The organism is Paraburkholderia hiiakae, from assembly GCF_904848665.1.
GTDB lineage: Bacteria > Pseudomonadota > Gammaproteobacteria > Burkholderiales > Burkholderiaceae > Paraburkholderia > Paraburkholderia hiiakae.
The window spans coordinates 35697-61459 of record NZ_CAJHCQ010000012.1 but is presented as its reverse complement, the minus strand read 5'-3'; the positions used below and the strand labels follow the sequence as shown (position 1 = coordinate 61459).

At 65.3% G+C, this 25763-nt stretch carries 21 protein-coding genes; 17 read left to right on the top strand and 4 right to left on the bottom strand.

Going from position 1 to position 25763, the window contains the following annotated elements:
• Positions 1-22: 22 nt before the first annotated feature.
• Positions 23-1180, top strand: coding sequence for an acyl-CoA dehydrogenase family protein (locus JMY28_RS22270; protein ID WP_201698084.1), 1158 nt, complete (start codon positions 23-25; stop codon positions 1178-1180).
• Between the two features lie 41 nt (positions 1181-1221).
• Here JMY28_RS22270 and JMY28_RS22265 read toward each other — a convergent pair whose 3' ends face one another.
• Positions 1222-2124 (bottom strand): LysR family transcriptional regulator, encoded by a 903-nt coding sequence (locus tag JMY28_RS22265; RefSeq protein WP_201698083.1) that lies wholly within the window; start codon positions 2122-2124, stop codon positions 1222-1224.
• Positions 2125-2439: 315 nt separating this feature from the next.
• Here JMY28_RS22265 and JMY28_RS22260 point away from each other — a divergent pair, with 315 nt between their 5' ends.
• The 13 genes from JMY28_RS22260 to JMY28_RS22200 all read left to right on the top strand — a co-directional run bounded on the left by JMY28_RS22260 (position 2440) and on the right by JMY28_RS22200 (position 16374).
• A complete protein-coding gene (locus tag JMY28_RS22260; RefSeq protein WP_201698242.1) occupies positions 2440-3345 on the top strand; it encodes an SDR family NAD(P)-dependent oxidoreductase in 906 nt (301 codons plus the stop codon).
• Positions 3345-4637: an acetyl-CoA hydrolase/transferase family protein gene (locus JMY28_RS22255; RefSeq protein WP_201698082.1), complete on the top strand. Its 1293-nt coding sequence runs from the start codon at positions 3345-3347 to the stop codon at positions 4635-4637. Before JMY28_RS22260 ends, JMY28_RS22255 begins: the two co-directional genes overlap by 1 nt.
• Positions 4638-4696: 59 nt before the next feature.
• Complete coding sequence (locus JMY28_RS22250; protein ID WP_201698081.1) at positions 4697-5896, top strand: acetyl-CoA C-acetyltransferase; 1200 nt, start codon at positions 4697-4699, stop codon at positions 5894-5896.
• 45 nt (positions 5897-5941) lie between these two features.
• A complete protein-coding gene (locus tag JMY28_RS22245; protein WP_201698080.1) occupies positions 5942-7117 on the top strand; it encodes a phenylacetate--CoA ligase family protein in 1176 nt (391 codons plus the stop codon).
• Positions 7114-8250: a lipoate--protein ligase family protein gene (locus JMY28_RS22240; protein ID WP_201698079.1), complete on the top strand. Its 1137-nt coding sequence runs from the start codon at positions 7114-7116 to the stop codon at positions 8248-8250. The genes JMY28_RS22245 and JMY28_RS22240 overlap by 4 nt, the downstream gene beginning before the upstream one ends.
• Positions 8247-9038: an enoyl-CoA hydratase/isomerase family protein gene (locus JMY28_RS22235; RefSeq protein ID WP_201698078.1), complete on the top strand. Its 792-nt coding sequence runs from the start codon at positions 8247-8249 to the stop codon at positions 9036-9038. The genes JMY28_RS22240 and JMY28_RS22235 overlap by 4 nt, the downstream gene beginning before the upstream one ends.
• A 21-nt stretch (positions 9039-9059) precedes the next feature.
• On the top strand, positions 9060-9929 hold the full coding sequence (locus JMY28_RS22230; RefSeq protein WP_201698077.1) for a MaoC/PaaZ C-terminal domain-containing protein: 870 nt from the start codon (positions 9060-9062) through the stop codon (positions 9927-9929).
• Positions 9930-9961: 32 nt separating this feature from the next.
• Positions 9962-10750: a citryl-CoA lyase gene (locus JMY28_RS22225; RefSeq protein WP_201698076.1), complete on the top strand. Its 789-nt coding sequence runs from the start codon at positions 9962-9964 to the stop codon at positions 10748-10750.
• Between the two features lie 157 nt (positions 10751-10907).
• A complete protein-coding gene (locus JMY28_RS22220; protein WP_201698075.1) occupies positions 10908-11753 on the top strand; it encodes an FAS1-like dehydratase domain-containing protein in 846 nt (281 codons plus the stop codon).
• 38 nt (positions 11754-11791) lie between these two features.
• Positions 11792-12955, top strand: coding sequence for an acyl-CoA dehydrogenase family protein (locus JMY28_RS22215; RefSeq protein ID WP_201698074.1), 1164 nt, complete (start codon positions 11792-11794; stop codon positions 12953-12955).
• Between the two features lie 15 nt (positions 12956-12970).
• Positions 12971-14149, top strand: coding sequence for a CaiB/BaiF CoA transferase family protein (locus JMY28_RS22210; RefSeq protein WP_201698073.1), 1179 nt, complete (start codon positions 12971-12973; stop codon positions 14147-14149).
• A gap of 45 nt (positions 14150-14194) precedes the next feature.
• On the top strand, positions 14195-15574 hold the full coding sequence (locus tag JMY28_RS22205; protein WP_201698072.1) for an MmgE/PrpD family protein: 1380 nt from the start codon (positions 14195-14197) through the stop codon (positions 15572-15574).
• Positions 15571-16374, top strand: a complete 804-nt coding sequence (locus tag JMY28_RS22200; RefSeq protein ID WP_201698071.1) for an HpcH/HpaI aldolase/citrate lyase family protein — start codon at positions 15571-15573, stop codon at positions 16372-16374. Before JMY28_RS22205 ends, JMY28_RS22200 begins: the two co-directional genes overlap by 4 nt.
• Positions 16375-16475: 101 nt before the next feature.
• On the opposite strand, the gene JMY28_RS22195 is transcribed toward JMY28_RS22200, so the two are convergent.
• The 3 genes from JMY28_RS22195 to JMY28_RS22185 form a co-directional block, all read right to left on the bottom strand.
• Positions 16476-17423 (bottom strand): electron transfer flavoprotein subunit alpha/FixB family protein, encoded by a 948-nt coding sequence (locus JMY28_RS22195; RefSeq protein WP_201698241.1) that lies wholly within the window; start codon positions 17421-17423, stop codon positions 16476-16478.
• 23 nt (positions 17424-17446) lie between these two features.
• Positions 17447-18196: an electron transfer flavoprotein subunit beta/FixA family protein gene (locus JMY28_RS22190; protein ID WP_201698070.1), complete on the bottom strand. Its 750-nt coding sequence runs from the start codon at positions 18194-18196 to the stop codon at positions 17447-17449.
• 223 nt (positions 18197-18419) lie between these two features.
• Positions 18420-19412: a ferritin-like domain-containing protein gene (locus tag JMY28_RS22185; protein ID WP_201698069.1), complete on the bottom strand. Its 993-nt coding sequence runs from the start codon at positions 19410-19412 to the stop codon at positions 18420-18422.
• 507 nt (positions 19413-19919) lie between these two features.
• Between JMY28_RS22185 and wecB the strand changes: the two genes are divergently transcribed.
• The 3 genes from wecB to JMY28_RS22170 all read left to right on the top strand — a co-directional run bounded on the left by wecB (position 19920) and on the right by JMY28_RS22170 (position 25751).
• On the top strand, positions 19920-21143 hold the full coding sequence (wecB, locus tag JMY28_RS22180) for a non-hydrolyzing UDP-N-acetylglucosamine 2-epimerase (RefSeq protein WP_201698068.1): 1224 nt from the start codon (positions 19920-19922) through the stop codon (positions 21141-21143).
• Positions 21144-21270: 127 nt separating this feature from the next.
• Complete coding sequence (locus JMY28_RS22175) at positions 21271-23574, top strand: cellulose biosynthesis cyclic di-GMP-binding regulatory protein BcsB (RefSeq protein ID WP_236596988.1); 2304 nt, start codon at positions 21271-21273, stop codon at positions 23572-23574.
• Positions 23571-25751 carry a glycosyl transferase family protein gene (locus tag JMY28_RS22170; protein WP_268960655.1) on the top strand — a complete coding sequence of 727 codons (2181 nt, stop codon included), beginning with the start codon at positions 23571-23573 and terminating at the stop codon, positions 25749-25751. Before JMY28_RS22175 ends, JMY28_RS22170 begins: the two co-directional genes overlap by 4 nt.
• Positions 25752-25763 lie beyond the last annotated feature (12 nt).

Here is a 25763-nt window from a genome sequence, read left to right as displayed (position 1 = left end):
CAACGATTGCAGGGCATACACCATGATTCGCGACCAGGAAACGATGAACGTTCTGCTCGACAACGTCGCGCGCTTTGTGCGCGAGCGTCTCGTGCCGAACGAAGAGCGCGTGGCCGAAACGGATGAGATTGCGGCCGACATCGTCGACGATATGAAGGCCATGGGCCTCTTTGGCCTGACCATACCGGAGCAGTACGGCGGGCTCGATCTCACGATGGAAGAAGAGGTGCTCGTGATGTTCGAGCTGGGCAAGACCTCGCCCGCATTTCGCTCGATCATCGGCACGACGGTGGGCATCGGCTCGCAGGGCATCGTGATCGACGGCACCGAAGAACAAAAGGCCACGTGGCTGCCGAAGCTTGCAAGCGGCGAGATCATCGCGAGCTTCGCGCTCACGGAGCCGGGCGCGGGCTCGGACGCCGCCTCCATCAAGACGCGCGCCGAGCGGCGCGGCGACCATTATGTGGTGAACGGCACCAAACGTTTCATCACGAATGCGCCGCAGGCCGGCATGTTCACGCTGATGGCGCGCACCAACCCCGATGAGCCGCGCGCGGGCGGCATCACCTCGTTCATCGTCGATGCGAAAACGCCGGGCATCAGCTTCGGCAAGCGTGACAAGAAGATGGGGCAGCGCGGCGCGCATACGTGCGACGTCATCTTCGAGGACGTGAAGGTGCCCGCGGAGAACATCATCGGCGGCAAGGAAGGCGTGGGCTTCAAGACGGCGATGAAGGTGCTCGACAAGGGGCGTATCCATATCGCGGCGATTTGCGTGGGCGTGGCGCAGCGCATGCTCGACGACGCGCTGCGCTACGCGATGGAGCGTGAGCAGTTCGGCGAGAAGATCGCCGAGTTCCAACTCGTGCAAGCCATGCTCGCGGATAGCCAGACCGAACTCTATGCGGCGCGCTGCATGGTGCTCGACGCGGCGCGCCGCCGCGACGAAGGCCAGAACGTGAGTACGGAAGCCGCGTGTGCGAAGCTGTTCGCATCCGAGATGTGCGGGCGTGTGGCCGACCGCGCGGTGCAGATCTTCGGCGGCGCGGGCTATATGTCCGACTATGGAATCGAGCGTTTCTACCGCGACGTGCGCATTTTCCGTATCTACGAAGGCACGAGCCAGATCCAGCAGATCGTCATTGCGCGCAACATGATTCGCGCGGCTGGCGGGCGCTAAGCGTGAGGCGCGGCGCGCAGCACGCGCGCCGCGTCATGGGTTTATTCGAGCCGGCCGATGCCGTCCGCCACCAGCAGATCGACGAGCTTGCGCGCGAAAAGCGGCAGCGCGTCGCGATCGGCGATGCAGATTTGCAGTTTGCGCACGGCCCATTCATCGGTGAGCGGCACGATCTTCAGCGACATGGTTTGCGCGTGGCGGCGCGCCGTGCCCTCGGGCAGCACGCCAATGCCGATGTTCGCCTCGATCATGCGGCACGCGGCCTCGAAATTGCCGATCTGGATGCGCCAGCGTATCGTGCGCTGCAAATCCGACGAAGCGCGCTTGAGGAACGAGAAAATCGCGCTTTCATCCGGCGGCCCGATGAAGTCGTAGTCGAGCGTATCGGCAAAGGCCATTTCGCTCGCTTGCGAAAGCGGGTGGCTGAGCGCCGTGACAAGCACGAGCCGGTCGCGCCGGTAGGGCAGAACCTGCAAGCCCTCGGTGCGCACATTGCCGGCCACGATGCCGATATCGATCGTACCGTCCTGCACGGCGCGCACGATGTCGGGCGAAAGACGCTCGTGGATGTCCACGTACACGTCGGGATGGTTGATAAGGTAGGTGCGCAGCACGGCCGGCAGGAACTCGCTCATGGCCGTGGTGTTCGCAAACACGCGCACATGACCCTTCACGCCCTGCGAGTACTCCTGCAGGTCTCCCGTGAGTTGCTCGAGTTGCTTGAGCACGCGCCGCGCGTGCGCGAGCAGCGTCTCACCGGGCCCCGTTAGCGTGACCCCCTGGCTCGTGCGGCTCAGGAGCTTCACGCCCACCTGTTCTTCGAGATTCTTGATACGCGTGCTCGCCGCGGGCAGCGACAGGTGCGCGCGTTCCGCGCCGCGTGTGAGGCTGCTCGCCTCGGCTACGTGGGTGAAGAGCTTCAGGTCGACGAGATCGAAATGCATGGGTTGACTTGCCGTGACTCCAATTTCTGCTGGTTTTCTTGCCTACGTCTGTCTGCTCGTTCGTTTGAGGGATGCGCAAAACGTGGCGGACGAACAGACTCTGAGCATTATTGCGCCGCAGCGCAATGCGCGCCATTAGCGATAGTACGGGTTAATCCTGGCCGAAACGGGCGTTCGGCATATCCAAATTGTGTAGCCGTATCCGATGCGTCAAGCTGCAACACGAACGGCACAGCTTGCCGCATAACGATTCAAATCGAATGAATGCCCGGTGCAAAGCGGGCTGGAGGAGCGAAAACGATGACGACACAACGAATGCTGGACGGTAAGGTCGTGGTGGTGACGGGTTCGGGCGGGGGCATTGGCCGCGACATCGCGCTCATGATGGCGCGCCACGGCGCGAAAGTCGTGGTCAACGACGTGGGCGCCTCGCTCACCGGGGAGGGCCATAACGACGGCCCCGCGCAGGCCGTGGTGAACGAGATCAAGTCTTTCGACGGGCAGGCCACCGCGAACACCGACAGCGTGGCCGACGCCGCAGGCGCCGGGCGCATCGTGCAGAACGCGCTGGATGTTTTCGGCCGCATCGATTGCGTGGTGAACAACGCGGGCATCCTGCGCGACCGCTTCTTCCACAAGATGAGCGAAGAAGAGTGGGACGCCGTGCTGAAGGTTCACCTCTACGGCTCGTACTATGTCTCGCGCGCCGCCGCCGATCACTTCAAGGAGCAGCGCAGCGGCGCGTTCGTGCATATGACATCCACGTCCGGGCTGATCGGCAATCTTGCGCAGGCCAACTACAGCGCGGCGAAGCTCGGCATTGCGGGCCTTTCGAAATCCATCGCGCTCGATCTGGAAAAGTTCGGTGTCCGTTCGAACTGCATCGCGCCGTTCGCCTGGAGCCGCATGATCAACTCGATCAAGGTCGATTCGCCGGAGCAGGAAGCGCGCGTCGCCAAGATCAAGCAGATGACGCCCGCGAAGATCGCGCCGCTCGCCGTCTACCTCGCAAGTGAGCAGGCCGCCGACGTGACGGGCCAGATTTTCGCCGTCCGCAACAACGAAATCTTCCTGATGAGTCAGCCCCGTCCCGTGCGTTCTGTCCATCGCGGCGAGGGCTGGACGCCGGAAACGATTGCCGAGCATGCCATGCCGGCACTGCGCAAGTCGTTCCATACGCTCGACGTTTCGGCCGACGTCTTTAGCTGGGACCCCGTCTGATGAGGCGCAGCCCCCGCGCAGCGCGCCAGGTCGACGCCGCGCAGCTCGATTTCGCGCAGTACGTGCGCCCGGGCGACACGGTTGCGTGGGGCCAGTGCGGCGCCGAGCCATGCACGCTCACCGCGCTGCTGATGTCGCAGCGCAAGGAGATGGGCGGGCGATTTCGCGTGTTCGTGGGCGCTTCGTGGTCCGAAACGCTCGACCCCGCGTATGCCGATTGCGTCGACTTCGTGGCCTATGGCGCATCGGGTACCAACCGGCGGCTCGAACGCGAGGGCGTGCTCGATATCCTGCCGTGTCACTACTCGCAGTTTCGCAGCGTGCTGACCAGCGGTCCGAATCGCATCGACGTGTTACTGCTGCAAGTCGCCCCCGCGGACGAGGCGGGCCACTACAGCCTCTCGATTGCACATGAGTATCTCGTGCCATTGATCGACAGCGCGCGCGTGGTGATCGCGGAGGTGAATGCGGCGGCGCCGTGGACCTATGGCGAGCGTACGTTGCGAGCCGAAGATTTTGACGCGCTGATCCACACCGACCGCGCGCCGCTGGAAGCGCCGGCTACGCAGATTGGCGACACCGAGCGGCGCATTGCGCAGCATGCCGCTTCGCTGATCGAAGACGGCGCGACGATCCAGTTTGGGCTAGGCGCGCTGCCCGAGGCTATCGTCGCGCAGTTGCACGACCGTCGCGATCTTGGCGTGCACAGCGGCACCATCGGTGATGCCATGGTCGATTTGATCGAAGCCGGTGTGGTGACGAATGCCCGCAAGTCGCGCGATCGAGGCGTGAGCGTGGCCGGCACGATGATGGGCACGCGCAAGGTCTACGCGCATGCGCACCGCAATGCGCAGATTCAGTTTCGCTCCACGGCCTATACGCACGACATCGACGTGCTCGGCAGCCTCGATCGTTTTGTGGCGATCAACTCGGCGCTCGAAGTCGACTTGACAGGACAGGTCAATGCGGAAGCCGCAGGTGGCCGCTATGTGGGCGCCGTGGGTGGGGCGCTCGATTTCGTACGCGGCGCGGCGCGCTCGGCCGGCGGCGTCGCGATCATTGCGCTCGCCGCCAGCACGCGGCATGGCAGCCGCATCGTCGGGCGTCTTTCCGGGCCGGTCAGCACGCCGCGCAGCGACGCGGCGGTGATCGTCACCGAGCATGGCGTAGCGGACCTGCGCGGGCTCACGCTCGCACAGCGCGTCGAGCGCATGCTCGCCATCGCGCCGCCCGAGTGGCGCGAACAGCTCGCCGCAGAGCACCATACGCGACGGGATACGCTCGCGGCTTGACACCATGTAGGCGCACGGCGAAGCGGCGGAGAAGCAGACAACATGAAAAGGAATCCGAAATGAGAAGAGCAGCGATAGTCGCGCCGGTGCGCACGCCGGTTGGCACGTTCGGCGGCAGCCTGCGCCCCGTTTCCGTCGAAACGCTCGCGGCCACCGTGCTGCGCGAAACCATCGCGCGCAGCGGCGTGGACCCGGCGCGCATCGAGGACGTGGTCTTCGCGCAATCGTACGCAAACAGCGAAACGCCTTGCATTGGCCGCTGGGCCGCGCTCGAAGCCGGGTTGCCCGTGCAGGTGCCCGGCATGCAGCTCGACCGCCGTTGCGGAGGCGGGTTGCAGGCGGTCGTGACCGCCGCGATGATGGTGCAGAGCGGCGCGGCGGACGTGGTCGTGGCCGGTGGCGTGGAAAGCATGAGCAATATCGAGTACTACACGACCGATATGCGCTGGGGCGCTCGCGCGGGCTCGGTGAAGATGCACGACCGTCTCGAGCGTGGCCGCGAGCGTTCGCAGCCCGAAGCGCGCTTTGGCTACATCTCGGGAATGATCGAAACGGCCGAGAACCTCGCGAAGGCGTACGGCATCACGCGCGAGGAAGCGGACGCTTATGCGGTGCGCAGCCACCAGCGCGCGGCGGCGGCATGGGAGTCGGGCCGCTTCGCCGGGGAGGTGGTGCCGGTTTCGGTACCGCAACGCAAGGGCGACCCGGTCCTGTTCGCGCGCGACGAGGGCGTGCGCGCCGATGCGAGCGAAGCGTCGCTCGCGAAGCTCAAGCCGCTCATAAAGGGCGGCACGGTGACGGCGGGCAACGCGAGCCAGCAGAACGACGCCGCAGCCGCGTGCCTGATCGTCGCCGAAGATCAGCTCGATAAACTGGGCCTCACGCCGCTCGGCTATCTGACCGGTTGGGCAGCCGCTGGATGCGAGCCCGCGACGATGGGCATCGGCCCGGTGCCCGCGGTGCAAAAGCTGCTGCAAAAGACCGGGCTCACGTTCGATCAACTCGATCTCGTCGAACTGAACGAAGCCTTCGCGTGCCAGGTGCTCGCGGTGCTCAAGGGCTGGGGTTGGCACGACGAATCGCGGTTGAACGTGAACGGCTCGGGCATTTCGCTCGGTCACCCGATCGGCGCGACCGGTGTGCGCATGTTGACCACGTTGCTCCACGAACTTCAGCGACGCAAGGGCCGCTACGGTCTCGAAACGATGTGCGTCGGCGGCGGTCAGGGTATTGCGGCTATCTTTGAGCGTGCGGCGTGAGTACGAACGCTTCGCATTCCTACTGAACATAAAAAGGAGGAGACGATGCTCGATGCACTCAACGCGCAGCTATCGCGGCTGCAAGCGCACCCGTTCTATGAGGGACGTCTGCCGCGTAGCGTCGCGAGCGCGGCGGAGTTCGCCGAGCGCGTGCCGCTCATGACGCGCGCCGAACTCGTGGCCGAGATGAATCGTCCGGGCTACGGCGCGTTTGCGCCTGCCGTGCCGCCGGTTCGTGTGCACCTCACGCCGATGGGCGCTTCGCTCGTGCCGATCCTGCAGAGCGCGGCCGATCTGCGCGCAATCGTCGCGGCGTGCGACCAGCATCTCGACGCATGCGGCATCGGCCCGGGCGACGTCTGCATGGTGACCTTTGGCTATCACCTCTTCGTTGCGGGGCTTTTCTATCAGACCCAGATGGAAGCGCGCGGCGTGGCATGCATTGCGCACGGCCCGGGCGAGACCGAGCGCGCCGCGCGCGTTGCGCAGCAATGCGGCGTGACGGTGCTGGCCGGCAATCCGTCGCACGCGCTCAAACTCATCGAAGCGGGGTGCCCGGTTCCGCGCGTGTTCTTCGCGGGCGGCGAGGCGTTCACGGGCAACGCCGCGCTTTACGCGCGCGTGCGCGAAGCGATGCCGGGCACGTTGCTGATCGACAGTTACTCGCTTTCCGAATGCCTGCCCGTTGCGCGTACGTTCCCCGGCGGTACAGGCGTGCATGTGTTCGATGAACTGCTGTACGCCGAAGTCATCGACCCCGACACCGGCATGCCTGTTGCCGAAGGCGAGCGTGGCGAGCTTGTGCTCACGCATCTGAAGAAGGAAGTGCAGCCGCTCGTGCGCTACCGCACCGGCGACCTCACTGTGCTCGAACGGACCGCACCCGTGCATGGGCGCACGGTGTCGTTGCCGCGCGTGGTGTTCGGCCGCGCTGATTCGATGGTGAAGATCAAGGGTGTGAAGGTTTATCCATCCGAGTTGAAGACGGTGCTGCTGGGCGTGGAGGGCGCGACGGGTGCGTACCGGCTCGTGGTCGGCAGCAAGGAACATGGTGGCGACCATCTCACGCTGCAGGTGGAAGGGGCGGTGGAGGGTTCCGTCATCGAGGCCATTGCGGAGCGCTTCAAGCGTCAGACGCTGATACACGCGGACGCGATCGAGATCGTGGGGAAGCTCGAAGACGGAACGCTCGTAGAAGATCAACGGAGACAATCAACATGAATGCAAGCGCAACGAACACCCAAGCCCCGTGGCGCCTGGTCGTAGGCGGCCACAGCTACGCGGACTTCTCGATTTCGGTGTCGCCGGCCGTCGAGCGCGCGGTCGCCGAGAACCTCGCGCCGCCCACGGTATATCTGAACGTCTTCAACGAAGACAGCATTACCGTAGGTGTGAACGAAGATCCGAACCAGGTCCTCGATCTGCCGTTCTGCCGCGGCAACGACGTAATCGCGCGGCGGCGCGTGAGTGGCGGCGGTGCGATCTATGCGGGGCGCGGTTCGGCATTTCTCGCGTTCTATCTGCCGATTGGTCTGCCCGGCGTGCCGCAAACGGCGGCGCAAGCGTTCCCCACGATACTCGGCCACGTCGCTGAGGCGCTGCGCGATGTGTTTGGCCTGCAGGCCGCTTACCGTCCGCTCAACGATGTCGAGATCGACGGACGCAAGCTCGTGGCCACTTCGCTCAAGATCGAAGGTGGCGTGCTGACGTTCCGCATACTGCTGAACGTGAAGGCGATCGACACGGCGATCGCGGCGCGCGCGATGCCCATGGCGCCGGAGAAGGTCAAGGACAAGAAGCACAAGGATCTCGGCTCGCGCTATACGTATCTGGAGCAGGAACTGGGCCGCGAAGTGAGCGCCGATGAACTCAGCGCCTGGGTTACGGCCTGCGTTCGCCGCACGTTCGGTGAAATGGCGCTCGAGCCTGGCGCGCTCAGTAGCGGGGAGCTCGTTTTCGCCCAGCAATACGAGCGCGAACTCCACGAGGAAAGCTGGTTCCACGAAAAAAGCGAGGCCACGCGTTACAGCCCGATCGCCCTAACGGGCGACCGTATCGTGCGCGGACGCGAAAAGGCTCCGGCTGGGCTGATCTGGCTGAGCCTGCTCGTGCGTGACGGCACGGTGGTCAAAGCGATCGTGAATGGCGACTGGCACCCGCGTCCGCTGGTTTCGGTCGCCTGGCTCGAAGACGGTTTCACCGGACTCGCCGCTACGCGGGAGGCGTGCGCGGCCCACATCGAGGCATTTCTCGCGCGCCCCGACGTGGAGTTCGCGGGCGTCGAGCCTGTGCATCTCATCACTGCGCTCGACAAGGCGCTCGCTGAACTCGCGATCGCTGGGGTGAGCGCATGAGCGAAAAGACGTTACTGGTAGAGCAGGAGGCGGGCGTCGCGACGCTCACGTTCAATCGCCCGGAGGCCAGGAACGCGCTCAACGGCGAGATGCGGGTGGAACTGCTCGAAGCCGTGCAGCGCATACGTGCTGATCGCAGCGTGCGTGCGGTCATCTTGCGCGGCGCGGGCAATGACTTTTGCTCGGGCGGCGATGTACGCGGCATGAACGTGACCAGCGCGGAGGCGGGACGCGATCGTATCGACGACTTGCATGGCTGGGTGAGCACGCTGATCGACCTCGACCGCCCAGTGATCGCAGCCGTGGATGGCGTGTGCTACGGCGCGGGCTTCAGCTTCGCACTCGCCGCCGACTTCGTGATTGCCAGCACGCGTGCACGTTTTTGCATGCCTTTCATGAAAGTGGGTCTCGTGCCCGATTGCGGGGCGTTTTATACGCTGCCGCGCGTGGTGGGACTCGCGCGCGCGAAGGATCTCGTCTTTACGGCGCGCGAGATACGCGCGGCCGAAGCGAAGGAGATGGGCGCGGTGCTCGAAGTGACCGAACCGGAGAAGCTTCACGCACGCGCCGCGCAGGTCGCGGCCAGCCTCGCGGTGGCGTCTCCCATTGCTTTCGGCCTCGCCAAGCGCGCGCTGAACCAGTCGCTGGGCAGCGACCTGCGCGCGATGCTCGAAATCGAGTCGGCGGCGCAGGGCATTGCATTTACTACCGAATTTCATCGTGAAGCCGTGAAGCGCTTTCGCGAGAAGGCCGATCCGCTCTTCAAGTGGCCCGCCGCCGAGGCCTGATCTCCCACTGCCCACACTGCCATGACGATCGACTATCACACCCTGCGCAACTGGCCGTTCAAGGACGTCGAGCAGACCTATACCGCGCGCGACGCAATGCTTTACAGCCTTGCCGTGGGATACGGCGCGAATCCCGTTGATTCGGACGACCTGGCATTCGTCTACGAAAAGGAGTTGCGCGTGCCGCCGACGCTTGCCGTCGTGCTCGGCTTTCCCGGCTTCTGGGCGCGCGACCCGCGCTCGGGCATCGACTGGGTGCGGCTCTTGCATGGCGAGCAGAGCCTCGTAATGCACAAGCCATTGCCGCCGGCCGCGACCGTGATCGGCCGCTCGCGCATCACGCGCGTGGTCGATAAAGGCACGGGCAAAGGCGCGCTGCTCGAAATCCAGCGTAGCATTACGGACAAGGCAAGCGGCGAACTGTACGCCACCGTCACGCAGCTCACGTTCTGCCGGGGCGATGGCGGCTTCAGCGAGAACAACGGCTTGAGCGATGAAGCGCCCGCGCCGCCGCCGCCGATGCCCGAGCGCGCGCCCGATCATCATTGCGATTTGCCTACGCGCCCGGAAACAGCGCTGCTTTACCGGCTGTGCGGCGACGACAACGCGTTGCATGCCGACCCGCAGGTTGCGCGCGCGGCGGGTTTCGAGCGACCCATCCTGCACGGACTCGCCACGTGGGGCGTGGCCGCGCATGCCGTGCTCAAGACGCTGTGCGCCAGCGACCCGCAACGCCTCGCGGCTTTTCACGCGCGCTTTACCGCGCCGGTTTATCCGGGCGAGACGATCCGCACCGAGATGTGGCGCGACGGCAACGAGGTGGGTTTTCGCGCGCGCGTACTGGAACGCGACGTGCTCGTGCTCAACCATGGCCGCGCACAACTACGCTGAACGCTATTCTGTATAACGAAGGAATCAAGATTATGGCCCGTCAACCGAAACCGCTCGTGCGCTCCGATATCGCGTACAGCACGCCCGATCGTATCGTCGTGCGCGGCAAAAGCCTGCCCGACGAAGTGCTCGGTCACATGAATCTCGGCGACTTCGCGTTTCTGCAACTCACGGGCAAGACTGCCACGCCGCAGCAGTCCGCGATGTTCAATGCCATCGTGATTACGCTGGTCGAACATGGCATGACGCCAAGCGCGATCGCCGCGCGCATGACGTATGCGGGCGCGCCCGAATCGCTGCAGGCGGCCGTCGCAGCAGGGCTATGCGGGCTTGGCTCAGTGTTCGTCGGCAGCATGGAAGGCGCGTGCCGCATGCTCTCCGAAACGCTTCCCTATGACGGTCATTGCGATGACCTGGAGAAACTTGCCGTCGATACGGTCGCCGCATGGCGCGCACGCGGCACGCCGATTCCGGGGCTCGGTCATCCGCTGCACAAGCCCATCGATCCGCGAACGCCGCGCCTTTTCGAACTGGCCGCGCAAAACGGCATGTCGGGGCGTTACGTGAAGCTTATGCAGTTGATTGGCGCCGAGGCTGAACGCGTATCGGGCAAAGCCCTGCCGATCAACGCGACAGGCGCAATCGGTGCGATTTGCTGCGAATTCGGCTTTCCGTGGCGGATCGTGCGCGGCTTCGGTGTGATGGCGCGCGCGATTGGCCTGGTGGGCCATCTGCTCGAAGAGGGCGAGCGCCCCATGTCGTTCGAGTTGTGGCAGCGTGTGGAAGACGAAGCCTCCGCCCATCTGCGCGGCGAAGCGTGAGGCCGGCGCGCGGCCTGGTTGAAAGCCGCGCGCAAGTATCGCGCAGCCACGATCGAGGGATTAACGAAAGCGAAAGGGCTGATTCGGCAAAGGCAACTTCGCGAAACGGCGTGAGCCGTTCATAGTATGGCAACTCGTCTCGCAACGGAGAAACGCCATGCCGGAATCGCAAACGCCATCGCTCAGTGCGTGGCTCGACAAGACCGAAACGCTCACCGACGACATCACCGCCTTTCCGCTGCGCGCGCTCGCCGCCACACTCGACCGCGACGCGCCCGATAGCGCCGTGCCGCCGCTGTGGCACTGGCTCTATTTTTTGCCTGTCTCCCCGCTGGCGGAAGCGGGCCCCGATGGACACCCGAAACGCGGCGGCTTCCTGCCGCCGGTCGAACTCCCGCGCCGCATGTGGGCAGGCGGGCGCCTGACCTTTCACGCGCCACTGCGCGCGGGCAGCGAGGTCGCGCGCACGTCCACCATTGCGAACATCGAGGACAAGACCGGCCGTAGCGGCCGCCTCGTGTTCGTGACCGTGCAGCATCGCTACGAGAGCGGCGGGGCGCTGTGCATCGAGGAAGAGCACGACATCGTCTATCGCGACGCGCCGCAGCCCGGTGCGAGCGCGCCGAAGCCGGTCGTGGCGCCGCAAGGCGAGACATGGTCGCGCACGCTCACCGCCAGCGCGCTCATGCTGTTTCGCTATTCCGCGCTGACCTTCAACGGTCATCGTATTCACTACGACTTCCCGTACGTCACGCAGGAAGAGGGCTATCCGGGCCTCGTCGTGCACGGCCCGCTCATCGCCACACTGCTGCTCGACCTCGTGCACCGTGAGCGGTCCGACGCCACGATCGCGACGTTCGCGTTTCGCGCGGTACGGCCCACGTTCGCGGGCAACGCGTTCACGCTGTGCGGCAAGCTTGCGGACGACGCTCGCTCGGTCGAACTGTGGGCGAAAGACCGCGACGGCTATCTGACGATGCAGGCCACCGCAACACTGGCCTGAACGGCAACACGAACATTCATAGCGAATTCATATTGATCATGCAAACCACGCAACACGATTCGTTTCAGGACATCCGCGAAGCCGTACGCGATCTGTGCCAGCAGTTTTCCGGCGAATATTTCCGCAAGATCGACGAGGCGCGCGGCTATCCCGAGGCGTTTGTCGATGCACTCACAAAAGCCGGTTGGCTCGCGGCGCTCATTCCTCAGGAGTACGGCGGATCGGGACTGGGCCTGACCGAGGCATCGGTCATCATGGAAGAGATCAACCGTTCGGGCGGCAACTCGGGCGTTTGCCACGGCCAGATGTACAACATGGGCACGTTGCTGCGCCACGGCTCGGCCGAGCAAAAGCGCAAGTACCTGCCGAAGATCGCGAGCGGCGAACTGCGCCTGCAATCGATGGGCGTGACCGAGCCGACCACGGGCACCGACACCACGAAGATCAAGACCACGGCCGTGCGCAAGGGCGACCGCTACGTGATCAACGGACAAAAGGTGTGGATTTCGCGCGTGCAGCATTCGGACCTCATGATCCTGCTTGCGCGCACCACGCCGCTCGCCGACGTGAAGAAGAAGTCCGAAGGCATGTCGATTTTCGTAGTCGACCTGCGCGAAGCCGTCGGCCACGGCCTTTCCGTGCAGCCGATTCTCAACATGGTCAATCACGAGACCAACGAACTCTTTTTCGATAACCTCGAAATTCCGGCGGAAAACCTGATCGGCGAGGAAGGGATGGGTTTCAAGTACATCCTCGACGGCCTGAACGCCGAGCGCACGCTCATCGCGGCGGAATGTATCGGCGACGGCTACTGGTTCATCGACAAGGTGAGCGCCTATGCGAAGGAGCGCATCGTGTTCGGACGGCCTATCGGGCAGAACCAGGGCGTGCAGTTTCCCATTGCGCGCGCCTTCGTCAATGTCGAAGCGGCGAGCCTGATGCGCTTCGAGGCCGCGCGCCGCTTCGACGCGCACGAGGCCTGCGGCGCGCAGGCCAACATGGCGAAGCTGCTGGCCGCCGACGCCTCCTGGGAAGCCGCGAATGCCTGCCTGCAATTCCACGGCGGCTTCGGGTTCGCCTGCGAGTACGATGTGGAGCGTAAGTTCCGCGAGACGCGCCTCTACCAGGTCGCGCCAATCTCGACCAATCTGATCCTCTCGTACGTGGCGGAGCATGTGCTCGGCCTGCCGCGTTCGTTCTGACCGGAGGCGCGCGCCATGAGACCACTCGACGGTATCAAGGTCGTCACGCTCGAACATGCGATTGCCGCGCCGTTCTGCACGCGCCAGCTGGCCGATCTCGGCGCGCGCGTCATCAAGATCGAGCGGCCTGGCGTAGGCGACTTCGCGCGCGGCTACGACGAGCGTGTGCATGGACTCGCTTCGCACTTCGTATGGACGAACCGCTCGAAGGAAAGCCTCTCGCTCGACGTGAAGCACGAGGCGGCGGCGTCGATCCTGGAGATGTTGCTCGCCGATGCCGACGTGCTTGTGCAGAATCTCGCGCCAGGCGCGGCCGCGCGGCTTGGGCTTGGCTACGAGGACTTAAGCGAGCGCTACCCGAAGCTGATCGTGTGCGATATCTCCGGTTACGGCGACGACGGTCCCTACCGCGATCGCAAGGCCTACGACCTGCTGATCCAGAGCGAATCGGGCTTTCTCTCCATCACGGGGTCGCCCGGCGAGCCCGCGAAGGCGGGTTGCTCGATTGCCGACATTGCCGCGGGCATGTATGCCTATTCGAACGTTCTGAGTGCGTTGCTGATGCGCGGGCGCACCGGGCGCGGCTGTCGCATCGACGTCTCGATGCTGGAGAGCATGGTGGAGTGGATGGGCTTCCCGCTCTACTACGCGATCGACGGGCAATCGCCGCCGCCGCTCGCGGGCGCCTCGCACGCGACGATCTACCCGTATGGGCCGTTTCCTGCCGGCGACGGCAAGTCGGTGATGCTCGGCCTGCAGAACGACCGCGAATGGAAGCTCTTTTGCGAGCACGTGCTGTTGCAGCCGGAGCTTGCCGCCGATGAACGCTTTGCCGTGAATTCACAGCGTTCCGCGCGTCGCGCGGAATTGCGCGAGCTGATCGTCGCCGTGTTCGCGAAGCTGAGCGCCGCGCAGGTGATCGAGCGGCTCGACCGCGCCGGTATCGCGAACGCACAGATGAACACAATGGCCGACGTATGGGCGCATCCGCAACTGCAGGCGCGCGAGCGCTGGCGCGAGGTGCAAACGCCCGCTGGAGCCATTCCCGCGCTGCTGCCGCCAGGCGCGCCTGGCGCATTCGATGCGCGCATGGATGCCGTGCCCGCACTCGGTCAGCATACCGAATCAATTTTGCGTGAACTTGGTTTCGACGCGGCGCGTATCGGTGCGCTGCGCGAAGCCGGAGCAATCTGATCGCGCCTCGCGCCTCGCAAACCGACTTCACTGAACTACGCTGCCATGACAGATCATCCCAGCCGCGCACTCGCGGCCTTCGCCTCGCAACTGCGCTTCGATTCGATCCCGCCTCACGTGGTCGAGCGCACTGTCAATCTCTATGTGGACTGGCTCGGCTCCGCGCTGGGCGGCAAGGGCGCGCGTCCGGTCGAGACGATCGCGCGCTTCGCGCGCGCCGCGCGCGGCGCGCCCGAGGCACAAGGCGCGTGCGACGTCATCACCGACCGCACGCGCACCACGGCGTATTTCGCCGCCATGACCAACGGCGCGGCTTCGCATTTCGTCGAGCAGGACGACGTGCACAACGGCTCGGTGCTGCATCCGGCTACCGTCGTGTTCCCGGTGACGCTTGCGCTCGCGCAGGCGCTCGGCGCTTCAGGGCAGGAGTTCATCGCGGCCTCGGTTGCGGGCTATGAAGTGGGCATACGGGTAGGCGAATTCATGGGTCGTTCGCACTACAAGATATTTCACACGACTGGAACCGTGGGCACGATCGCGGCGGCTGCCGCGGCGGCGCGAATGCTCAAGCTCACGCCCGAGCAGACGCTCGACGCGTTCGGCTCGGCGGGCACGCAGGCGAGCGGTTTGTGGGAGTTCCTGCGAGACGCGGCCGATTCGAAGCAACTGCACACGGCCATGGCGGCTGCGAACGGCCTGATGGCGGCCCAACTCGCGGCGGACGGTTTTCGTGGCGCACAGCGCATTCTCGAAGGCGCACAAGGTATGGCGGCGGGCATGTCGAGCGACGCCGATCCTGCAAAGCTGGTCGATCGGCTGGGCGAGCGTTGGGCCACCGTCGAAACGTCGTTCAAGTATCACGCGGCGTGCCGCCACACGCATCCGGCCGCCGACGCGCTGCTGTCCGTGATCGAAGCGTACCGACTGGACCCCGACGATATCGCGAGCGTGACAGCGCATGTCCATCAGGGGGCGATCGACGTGCTGGGCAGCGTGGTCGTGCCGAGCACCGTTCACCAGGCGAAATTCAACATGGGGACCGTGCTTGGCCTTGTCGCCTGGCGCGGCTACGCGGGCGTGAACGAGTTCGAGCGCGACTATTCGGCGGGCGATATCGCCGCGTTTCGTGAGCGCGTGACGATGGCGCTGGACGAGGAGGTCGACCGCGCGTATCCCGCTCGCTGGATCGGCAAGGTCACTGTCACGACGCGCGACGGCCGCACGCTGCAAGGGCGCGTGGATGAGCCGAAGGGCGACCCGGGCAATACGCTCTCGCGAGACGAGATCGCAGCGAAGTTCGTGCGTCTCGCGGCATTCTCGGGCGCAGCCAGCGGGGAAGAGGCGCAGCGCCTGCTCGACGCGGCGTGGGGGATCGCCGAGGCGCAGCGCGTAAGCACGCTGTTCGGCGAAGGGGCGAGCGCATGAGCGCGGCGCTTTCCCGTTCGTATCTCTTCGTGCCGGGCAACCGGCCCGAGCGCTTCGAAAAGGCGCGTGGCGCAGGTGCCGATGCCGTGATCGTCGATCTGGAGGACGCGGTTGCGCCACAGGAGAAGAGCGCGGCGCGCGACGCCGTGCTCGCCGCGCTGGACGCTGCGCGCCCCGTGTGGGTGCGCGTGAACGGCACCGACACGCCCTGGTTCGCCGACGATGTCGCCGCACTTGGCCGACATGCGGGCGTGGCGGGCATCATGCTGCCGAAGGCGGAAAGTGCGGAACAGGTCGCGGCGGTGCGCTCAGGCGCACACAGCGCGCTGCATGTGTTGCCGATCGTGGAAACCGCGCGCGGCATCGCGGGCCTGAATGCGCTGTGTGGCGCGCAAGGCGTGCTGCGCGTGGCGTTCGGCACGCTCGACTTTCAGGTGGATATGGGGATCGACGGCGACGGCGAGGAACTCGACGCGTTTCGTTCGCAGATCGTGCTGGCCTCGCGGCTTGCGGGCATTGCGGCGCCCGTCGACGGCGTTTCGACCGTATTCGACGATGCAAAGGTGCTCGAGGGTGAAGCGCGTCGCGGGCGGCGATTCGGCTACGGCGGCAAGCTTTGCATTCATCCGAAGCAGATCGAGCCTGTGCACCGCGCGTACGCATGGAGCGAGGCGGAGCGCGCATGGGCGCAGCGGGTGCTCGACGCGGTGCAGGCGAGCGGCGGAGCGGCCGTGGCGCTGGAGGGCAAGATGGTGGACATGCCGGTGATCCTCAAGGCGCGGCGAATTCTGGGTGTTTGACGGCTCACCGATATCGTTGATGTTGCTGTAGTGAACCCGATAAAGAAGGCGCCTTTGTTTTCACAAAGGCGCCTTTAGTTTTTGCTGCCTTCGTAGCGGTATTAGCCGATTGCGCCGGCGAGTTCGGGCACGGCCGTGAACAGGTCGCCCACGAGGCCATAATCGGCCACGCTGAAAATCGGCGCTTCTTCGTCCTTGTTGATCGCGACGATGACCTTCGAGTCCTTCATGCCTGCCAGATGCTGGATTGCGCCTGAGATGCCGACTGCCACATACAGTTGTGGCGCGACGATCTTGCCGGTCTGACCAACCTGATAATCGTTCGGCACGTAGCCCGCATCGACTGCCGCACGCGATGCGCCGAGTGCGGCGTTGAGCTTGTCCGCAAGCGGCTCCAGCACCTTCGTATAGTTCTCGCCGCTGCCCAAGCCACGGCCGCCCGAGACGATGATTTTCGCGCTCGTGAGTTCCGGGCGGTCGAGCTTCGTGACCTCGCGGCTCACGAACTGCGAAAGGCCGCTGTCTGCCGCGGCTTCGATCTTTTCGACCGCTGCGTTACCGCCCTCTGCTGCAACTGCATCGAACGCCGTCGTGCGGACCGTGATGACCTTGATCGCATCTTGCGATTGAACCGTTGCGATCGCATTGCCCGCATAGATCGGACGCTCGAACGTGTCGGCGCTGTGCACAGCGGTGATGTCGCTGATCTGCGCGACGTCGAGCTTTGCGGCAACGCGCGGCGTGACGTTCTTGCCCGCTGCCGTTGCCGGAGCCAGGATGTGCGAGTAGTGCTTCGCCGCATTTTGCACAAGAGTCAGGACCGTCGCTTCGACGTTCTCTGCGAGACCCTGTTCGAGTTGCGGCGCGTCGGCGAGCAGCACCTTCGCAACGCCTGCGATCTTCGCTGCCGCGTCGGCAGCGGCCTGCGCGTTATGGCCCGCGATCAGCACATGCACGTCACCGCCAATCTTCTGTGCTGCTGCAACGGTGTTCAACGTTGCGGCCTTCACCGTCGCGTTGTCGTGTTCGGCTATTACCAGATTCACCAGATTCGTCATTTGAAATCGCTCCCTTACAGCACCTTGGCTTCGGTTTTCAGCTTCTCGATTAGCGCCGCAACGTCCGGCACCTTCACGCCTGCGCTGCGCCTTGGCGGCTCGGCGACTTTCAGCGTCTTCAGACGGGGCGCGATATCGACGCCCAGATCGGAAGGCTGGATCGTCTCCAGCGGCTTCTTCTTCGCCTTCATGATGTTCGGCAGCGTGACGTAGCGCGGTTCGTTCAGGCGCAAGTCGGTCGTCACGACAGCGGGTAGCTTCAAAGACAGCGTTTCTGCGCCGCCATCCACTTCGCGCGAGACGGTGGCTTGACCGTCTGCGACGACAATCTTCGAAGCGAAGGTCGCTTGCGGCAGATTCGCAAGAGCAGCAAGCATCTGCCCGGTCTGATTCGAATCGTCGTCGATGGCCTGCTTGCCGAGAATGACGAGCGACGGCTGCTCTTTATCGACGAGCGCTTTCAAAAGCTTCGCCACCGCGAGCGGCTGCAGGTCGTCGTTCGACTCAATCAGCACGGCGCGATCCGCACCGATGGCCAGCGCCGTGCGCAGCGTTTCCTGGGCCTGCGAAACACCACACGACACGGCGATGACCTCGGTCGCCACGCCCGCTTCCTTCAGGCGTACCGCTTCTTCAACCGCAATTTCATCGAACGGGTTCATCGAAAACTTCACGTTGGCGATATCCACACCCGTGCCATCCGACTTCACACGAACTTTCACGTTGTAATCGACCACGCGCTTGACGGGCACCAGAATTTTCAAGCTCTTTCTCCTCGATAGGGACAATGCGTTCGTCGTTGACGAAGAACTTCGTCACTGTGACAGACGCGTGAGCTGCGCGGAATTCAGCTTTGTGGAAGGCATTCTTCGAGTGCGCTGAAGCGGCGCCGCGCAACCTGCATGGGCGCGAAGCGTCGCACGAAAGCCGCGCGCGCCGCAATCGTCCATTCGAACGAAGCGGCGCGCGTAGAGGGGTGAGGGAGCGTCAGTTCTTCTTGTCGCGCACGAAGCGCAGTGCGAAGCGTACGAGCCGCGGCATGGTGTCCGGCCGCAGCAGACGCGTGTCGTAGCCCGAAAAGCGCCGTTCATTTTCGGCGAGACACAGGCGCATGAGTTCCGGCACGCTGATGTCCACGTCCGTCACCTGCTGCGCGCCGTTCATCGTGAAGTTGTTGTCGTGCTTGTGCTCGTTGCCTTCGGCGTCCATCGCGCGCGCGAGGCCAACCCGTTCCCAGGCGAGAAAGGCCCACACGCCGGCCACTTTCAGTTCGAAGCGAATGCGTTGCCACCAGGAGAGCCGCGCGCGGTGCCAGGCGACCCAGTTCGCGAACAGCAGGATATGGCGGCATTCTTCCTGCATGACGGGCTCGAAGGTGTCGATCAGCTCGGGCGGAAAGAGGCCCGAGCGATGCGCCACTTCGAAGAGGCCGAAGGCGAAGAAACTGTCCGCGCATTCGCTATAGCCCGTCACGAGGTAAGCCCATTCGGCATCCTTAGGATAGACGTAGGGCGGCTCGCTCGCGAGCTTGATGCCGTACGCCGCCACCATGCGCGAGAGCACTTCCTTGTGCCGGTTCTCCTCCCACGCGTTGAGCGCGAGCGCGTCGCGCATCACCGCGTCGTCGAGCGCGGCGGCGTACGCGGCCATGCGCAGGCGCGCGCGGCCTTCCGTTTGCACGGCGATGTCCCAGATGGGTAGATCCGTGATGCGCTTGAGCGCCGCGGGCTCGAGCTGCGGCCAATCGAGAACCGAGGGCCGGTACGGATTGAAGGTCTCGCGGAACATGCGGCACATTTCGTCGCGGTGTACGTCGGTGCCGGGCGTAAGCGCACCATTGACGCGGCTCGTCCAGTGGCGCGTGTTGCGCTCGGCGGCGTCGAGCGTCTCACGGTCTGGACGCTCGACGGGCAGCGCCGGCGCATTGAAGCCGGGAATGAGTTGCGACGCATCGAAGGCGTCGAATATCAGGTCGTCCATCTCGCTGTTCTTTTGCTGGTGGCTAACGCACGCGATTTTTCACAGTCGCGTGTCGCGGCGACAGGGGGCCTGACAGGAGCCGTTGATCGGTGTCGCCGCGCGTGCACGCCGTGATGCAGAAGAGATCGCCATCGTCGCACGAGCTTACTTCGAACCCGCGCAAAACGCGACGAGCGTGACGTTTCGTCGAATCGTTAGCTATCGTTCATTTCCGCGCTTGAATGAACATGGCATCAAAATCCAATACATCTCGCTGTGCGAAACAATGAGTCGATCCATATCGAGTCGTTGAACAATCGGGCCCGAGCGTTGGGGCGCGGCACGACTGCGCGCAATGGTCTAATTAAGCGGGTAGAGTACGGCTGACCGGCCCCTTCGCCGCCTCGCGACAAGCGGCGGCGAAACAGATGGCCGGCGCCAATGCCATGAAGACAGTCGGTAAAAGGGGGCGTCGCATGCGGGCAACGCCGCGGCGCCCGGACACTCCAGCTAACCGGAAACCTGCCTGTGCGCATCCTGTCGATATTCGGTACGCGGCCCGAAGCCATCAAGATGGCGCCGCTCGTCAAACGTCTCGAAGCGGAACCCGGCGTGCAGTCCGTCGTCTGCGTGACGGGGCAACATCAGACCATGCTCCAGCAGGTCCTCGATCTGTTCGGCATCGTGCCTGCCCACAACCTTGGGGCGATGACCGCGAATCAGACGCTCAACGGTCTCGCCGGACGCCTGTTCGCCGGGCTCGACGACGTGCTCGCGGCCGAGCAACCCGAGCGCGTGCTCGTGCATGGGGATACCTTGACGAGCATGGCAGGTGCCATTGCCGCCTTTCATCGGCGCATACCGGTTGGACACGTGGAGGCCGGATTACGCACGGGCAATCTGTTCGAGCCCTGGCCCGAGGAAATGAACCGGCGCGTCGTGGATGTCGTGAGCGATCTGCTCTTCGCGCCCACGGCAAGCTCGCGGGCGAATCTCGAAGCGGAGGCGCTGGGCGGGCGCGTCGTCGTGACGGGCAATACGGTGATCGATGCGCTGCATCTCATGTGCGAGCGGCTCGACAAGGACGCTGCGTTGCGCGAGCGCCTCGATGCGCAATTCCCGTTTCTCGAACCGGCGGACACGGGGCGCCCGTTGCTTCTCGTCACCGGGCATCGTCGCGAGAGCTTCGGTGAGGGCTTCGAGCATATCTGCGCGGCGCTCGCCACGCTCGCGCATTCCGGCAAGATGCAAATCGTCTATCCGGTGCATCTGAATCCCAACGTGCGCGGCCCCGTGCTCGCCACGCTTGGCAACGCGCCAAACGTTCATCTCACCGATCCGCTCGACTACCCCGAGTTCGTGCGCCTCATGCAGCGCGCTTCGATCGTGCTGACCGATTCGGGTGGCGTGCAGGAAGAGGCGCCCGCGCTCGGCAAGCCCGTGCTCGTGATGCGCGACGTGACCGAACGCCCCGAAGCGCTTGCCGCGGGCACCGTGAAGCTCATCGGCACCGATCGGGCGGCTATCGTGCGCGCGGTGCTCGAACTCGTCGAGAACGAAGACGAGCGGCGCGCCTATGCGAGGCGCGTCAATCCCTACGGCGACGGGCACGCTTCGGAGCGCATCGTCGCCGCACTCACCGGCAAGCCGTTCGAGCCATTTCCGAGCCGCGAGTTGCCTGGTTACCGGCATCCGGTGGTCGCCATGCGACCGGAGCCCGGCGAGGCGGACGAGGCCGACGCGGCGTCTTGACGTCGACTCGATGCCGACGTATCAGTTGTATCGTAGTGCCAGGCAACCAGTGAATTCAAAAAGGCGGGACGGCAAGCACCGCCACGCGGCGGTTGCGCTGCCGCGCCGACATCATGAGGCATGACACGTGAGATTTGATCCGATCCGGCAGGTGAGCGCAGCGGGGTGCAAGCGCGTGGGCGCGACGTATTGCGTATATGTGGCCGCAGCGCTGCTCGCGGTGCTGGGCCGCTGCGCATATGCGGCGCCTGGCGACCTGGCCCAAGCGTTCGCGCAGCTCGGAGCGGGGCGCGTGGAATCGCGAACCGTGGCGCTGGCCGATCTCGGCGTGCGCGAACCGGTCGTGCTGCGTGCGCCCGATGCGACCCAGGAGCTCTATCTGCCGGTGCCCGCGGGCTTGCCGATCAGCAACGCGACCCTGCAACTCGACGCGAATTATCTGCGCGGCAACGGCGGGCGCACGACCTTCCTGCTCTCGCTCGACGGCTCGCCCGTGCAGGCGCGCAACGTTACGGACGCACAGGGCGACGGCTCGCTCAGCATCGGCGTGGACGGCGCACCGCGCCCCTCGGGCTTCGTGCGCGTGGGACTGCAATGGTCGTCGGTGCTCAACGAAAATGTGTGCACGGACCAGACGGCAATCGGCAATGTCTGGAAGGTCGCGCCCACCACGCGCCTCACGTATCAGTTCGACACCTCCGCCGTGAACGACGTGCGCACCGCGTGGAGCGCGCTGCCTGCGAAGCCCGTGGTCCTCGTAAGCGGCGGCAAGCTCGACGCCGCGGCTTATGACGTGGCGTGGCGGCTCGAAGCCCTGTTGATGCGCGGCGGCGCGACGCCCGTCACGACGCGCATGCCCGCGGTGGGCGACACCGTGAATCTCGGCACCGTTCAGATCCCGGCTGCGTTGCAGGCCGTGCCCGCTTTCGCCGCGCTTGCAGCGGGCGGCTCGCACAAGATCGCGAACCCCGCCGAACTGGGCGCGCTCATTGCGCTCGCGCCAGCGGGTGCTTTCGCGCCCAACGTCGTGGTCGCCGACGACGCGCTGCGCGCGCAGGCGGGCGCCGCGCTCGACGCGTTGCGCGGCGAAGTACTGGCCGTTTCCGCCGATGCCGCGGGCGCTTTCGATGCATGGCGCACGCATTCTGGCGGCGCGCTAGCCACGCCGTTCGAGAAGGGCGAATTGCGCCTCGCGCATCTGGGCGGCCTGCCCACGGTGGTGGTCGGCGACGACACCGGCGTGAGCGCGCTTTCGCGCACGTGGAGCGGCATCGACGTGTCGCGCCGGCTTGTCGTGCACGAGCTTGCCGCGTCGCCGAACCTGAGCGCGGGGGGCTCGAGCGACCGGATCGCACTTTCGCTGATCGGGGGCACACCGGGAACATTAGATGTGCTGACGAGTGCGGCGTGGGAGGCCAACTTCGATCTCGCGGCGGTCTCGGGCGATGGGCGGATTCCGCGCCGCGTCGTTCTCGATCTGGCTGCCGCGCCCGCAGCGGACCGCAATGGCCAGACGGCGTCGATCTTTTTCAACGGCGTGCTGATCGGCTCGCATCTGCTCGACGCCGACGGTCACGCGCAACGTGTGAGCGCGGACATTCCCGTCTATGCGCTCGGCACCACCAACACGCTACGCGTGTTGTTCCAGCGCCAGCCGGCGGGTGGCTGCCGGCCGCGCGAGCAGGGCTATCCCGCAGCCGTCCTGCCGGGTAGCCACCTGATTATCGGCCAGGGACCGCTTGGCGAAAACTTCACAGGCATGGTGGCGCGTTTCTCGCGCACCGCGGACGTGCTCGTGCCCGACGCTTATCTGGCCGACCCGGTGACAACGCTGCCGCGCGTGGCGCGGCTCGCGAATGCGGCAGGCGTCGCGCCCACGCGCGCAACGCTCCAGGTGGTGCCGAACGGCCAGAGCGCGCAGCCGAAAGACGCCTTCCTCGCCGCCGATGTCGCGCTCGACAGCGAGGCGGGCCATGCGAGCTTCGCGGACGGCCGCCTCACGCTCAAGGCGCGCGGCGGTTCGATGCTCGTCGACATTTCGGGTCTCGCGAATCTCGGCCTGATTCAGGTGGTGCGCTCCGGCACGACGCCTGGCATCGTGTACCGCAGCGTGGGCGACGCACCCGTTCTGCCACCCGGCATGCAGTTGCAGCAGGGCGACGTGGCCATCGTCGACGCGAGCGGTGTGCTCAAGACCTTCGACACGCAGTACCCAGGCGGCGTGCCGCCGACGGACGATCAGCGCGCGTGGCTCACGCGACACTGGGCGGGCTGGGGCGTGCCGAGCATCGCCGTCGCGGTGCTGGTGTTGCTGCTGCTTGCCGCGGGCTTTGCGCGCAAGCGGGCGCGGGCGAGGACGGCGGCCGCCGCCGCGGCGCGCGCGGCGCAGGAGAGCGCCGCAAACCCGGACAACCAGCAGAGCGGATCGTGAGCGCGCACGCCATCGACTGGTGGCTCAACTACTACGCCGGCCGCTACTACGAGGGCATGGAGTATCTCGCGGCGGTGGTGGCGGTGGTGATCCTGCTATCGAGCATCGACGACCTTTTCATCGACGCGTGGTACTGGGTTCGCCGGATCATCCGCCACTTCACGATCGAACGCCGTTACGAGCCGTTGCGCGCCGAGCAGCTCTACACGCGCGAGCAGCAGCCGCTGGCGATCATGGTGCCCGCCTGGCGAGAGGAGGATGTGATCGCCTCGATGGTGACCGACCTCGTGCGCGTGCTCGACTACAAGAACTATGTCGTGTTCGCCGGCACCTATCAGAACGATGCTGCGACCATTGCCGAAGTCGAGCGCATGCGGCGGCGTTACAAGCAGCTCCACCGCGTGGAGGTGCCGCACGACGGCCCCACCTGCAAGGCCGATTGCCTGAACTGGATCGTGCAGGCGATCTTTCGCATGGAAAAAGAAACCGGCATCGAATTCGCGGGCGTGATCCTGCACGACAGCGAGGACGTGCTGCATCCGCTCGAGTTGCGCTTCTTCAACTACCTGTTGCCGCGCAAGGACATGATCCAGTTGCCGGTGGCCTCGCTCGAGCGCGAATGGTACGAACTCGTTGCGGGCACGTATATGGACGAGTTCGCCGAGTGGCATGCAAAGGATCTCGTGGTGCGCGAGAGCCTTGCTGGCACGGTGCCGTCGGCAGGGGTGGGCACGTGCTTTTCGCGCCGCGCGCTGGCCGGGCTCGCGAAGGAGACGCAGAATCAGCCCTTCAATACGGAGACGCTGACCGAAGACTACGACGTGGGCGAGCGGCTGGGCCGCATGGGCATGCATTCGATCTTCGCGCGTTTTCCCGTGGAGTTCGCCACGCGGCGCAAGTCGTGGTTCGGCTTCGGGCCCGAGCGCGACGTCACGCTGACCATGCCGCTGTGCGTGCGCGAGTTCTTTCCCGATACGTTTCGGACCGCTTACCGTCAACGCGCGCGCTGGACGCTCGGCATCGGCCTGCAGGGATGGGAGCAGACGGGCTGGGTCGGCACGCTCGCCAACCGCTATCTGCTTGCGAGGGACCGCAAGGGCATCGTCACGGCGTTCGTCGGCATCATTGCTTATGTGCTGCTCGCGCAGTTCCTGCTCTTTGCGTACGCCGAGTTCCTTGGCATCCGGCCTGATCTGATCGCTTCGCCGTTCGCGGGTTCGCGCTTTCTCACCATCGTGCTGTGGGCCAACGGTGTCGCGTTGCTGCTACGCGTGATCCAGCGCGTGTACTTCGTTTCGCGACTGTACGGCTGGGCGCATGGCGTGCTTTCGGTGCCGCGCATGGTGATCGGCAACTTCGTGAACTTCATGGCGGTTTCGCGCGCGTGGAAGATGTATCTCGCGTATCTCGTCACCGGCAAGCGGCTCGTGTGGGACAAGACCATGCACGACTTCCCCTCGTCGGACGGCTTTACGGATCGCAAGCAGCGCCTCGGCGAACTGCTGCTTTCGTGGCAGGCGATCGGACCGAAGGAGCTGGAGCAGGCGCTAGCGCAGGAGCACGCGCATGAAGCGCCGCTCGGGCGCGTGCTGATGGCGCACGGCTGGCTCGATGAGGAAACGCTCGCGGAGGCCATCGCGTTTCAGGCGGACCTGCCGCGTGGCCGGCTCGATCGCGAGCGGCTCACGCGTTACGCAGGCGATCTGCCGCTAGAACTCGCGGTGCGCTACCGCGTGCTGCCGCAAGGCGACGACGGCAAGGGGCACGAGGTGCTGCTATGCGCGAGCCCGCTCGCGCAACCGGCGCTCGCAGCGCTGCAGGCCCAATGCGCGTTGCCGATCGTGCAGCGCATCGTGCGCGAGGGCGAGGTGGCGGACGGCTTGCGCCTGTTGCGCGGCGTGCCGCCGGTGCAGGTGCGCGAAGCGCATGAAGCGAAGGCGAACGCTGAAGCGCACGGCGCCGCCACGCCGGGCATACCGCTGCTGGGCGATCTACTGATCGAACGTGGCGCGGTGAAGCGGGCCGCGTTCGACGGCGCGCTGCAACGCTACCGGCCGGCCGAGCACGGGCGCATCGGCGATTTCATGGTGGAGCAGGGCGTGATCACGCGCGATGCGCTGGCCGCGGCGATCGCCGAGCAGGAACGCTTGCGCGCCGAAGGTGCCGCTACGTCATGAGACGGACTCCGA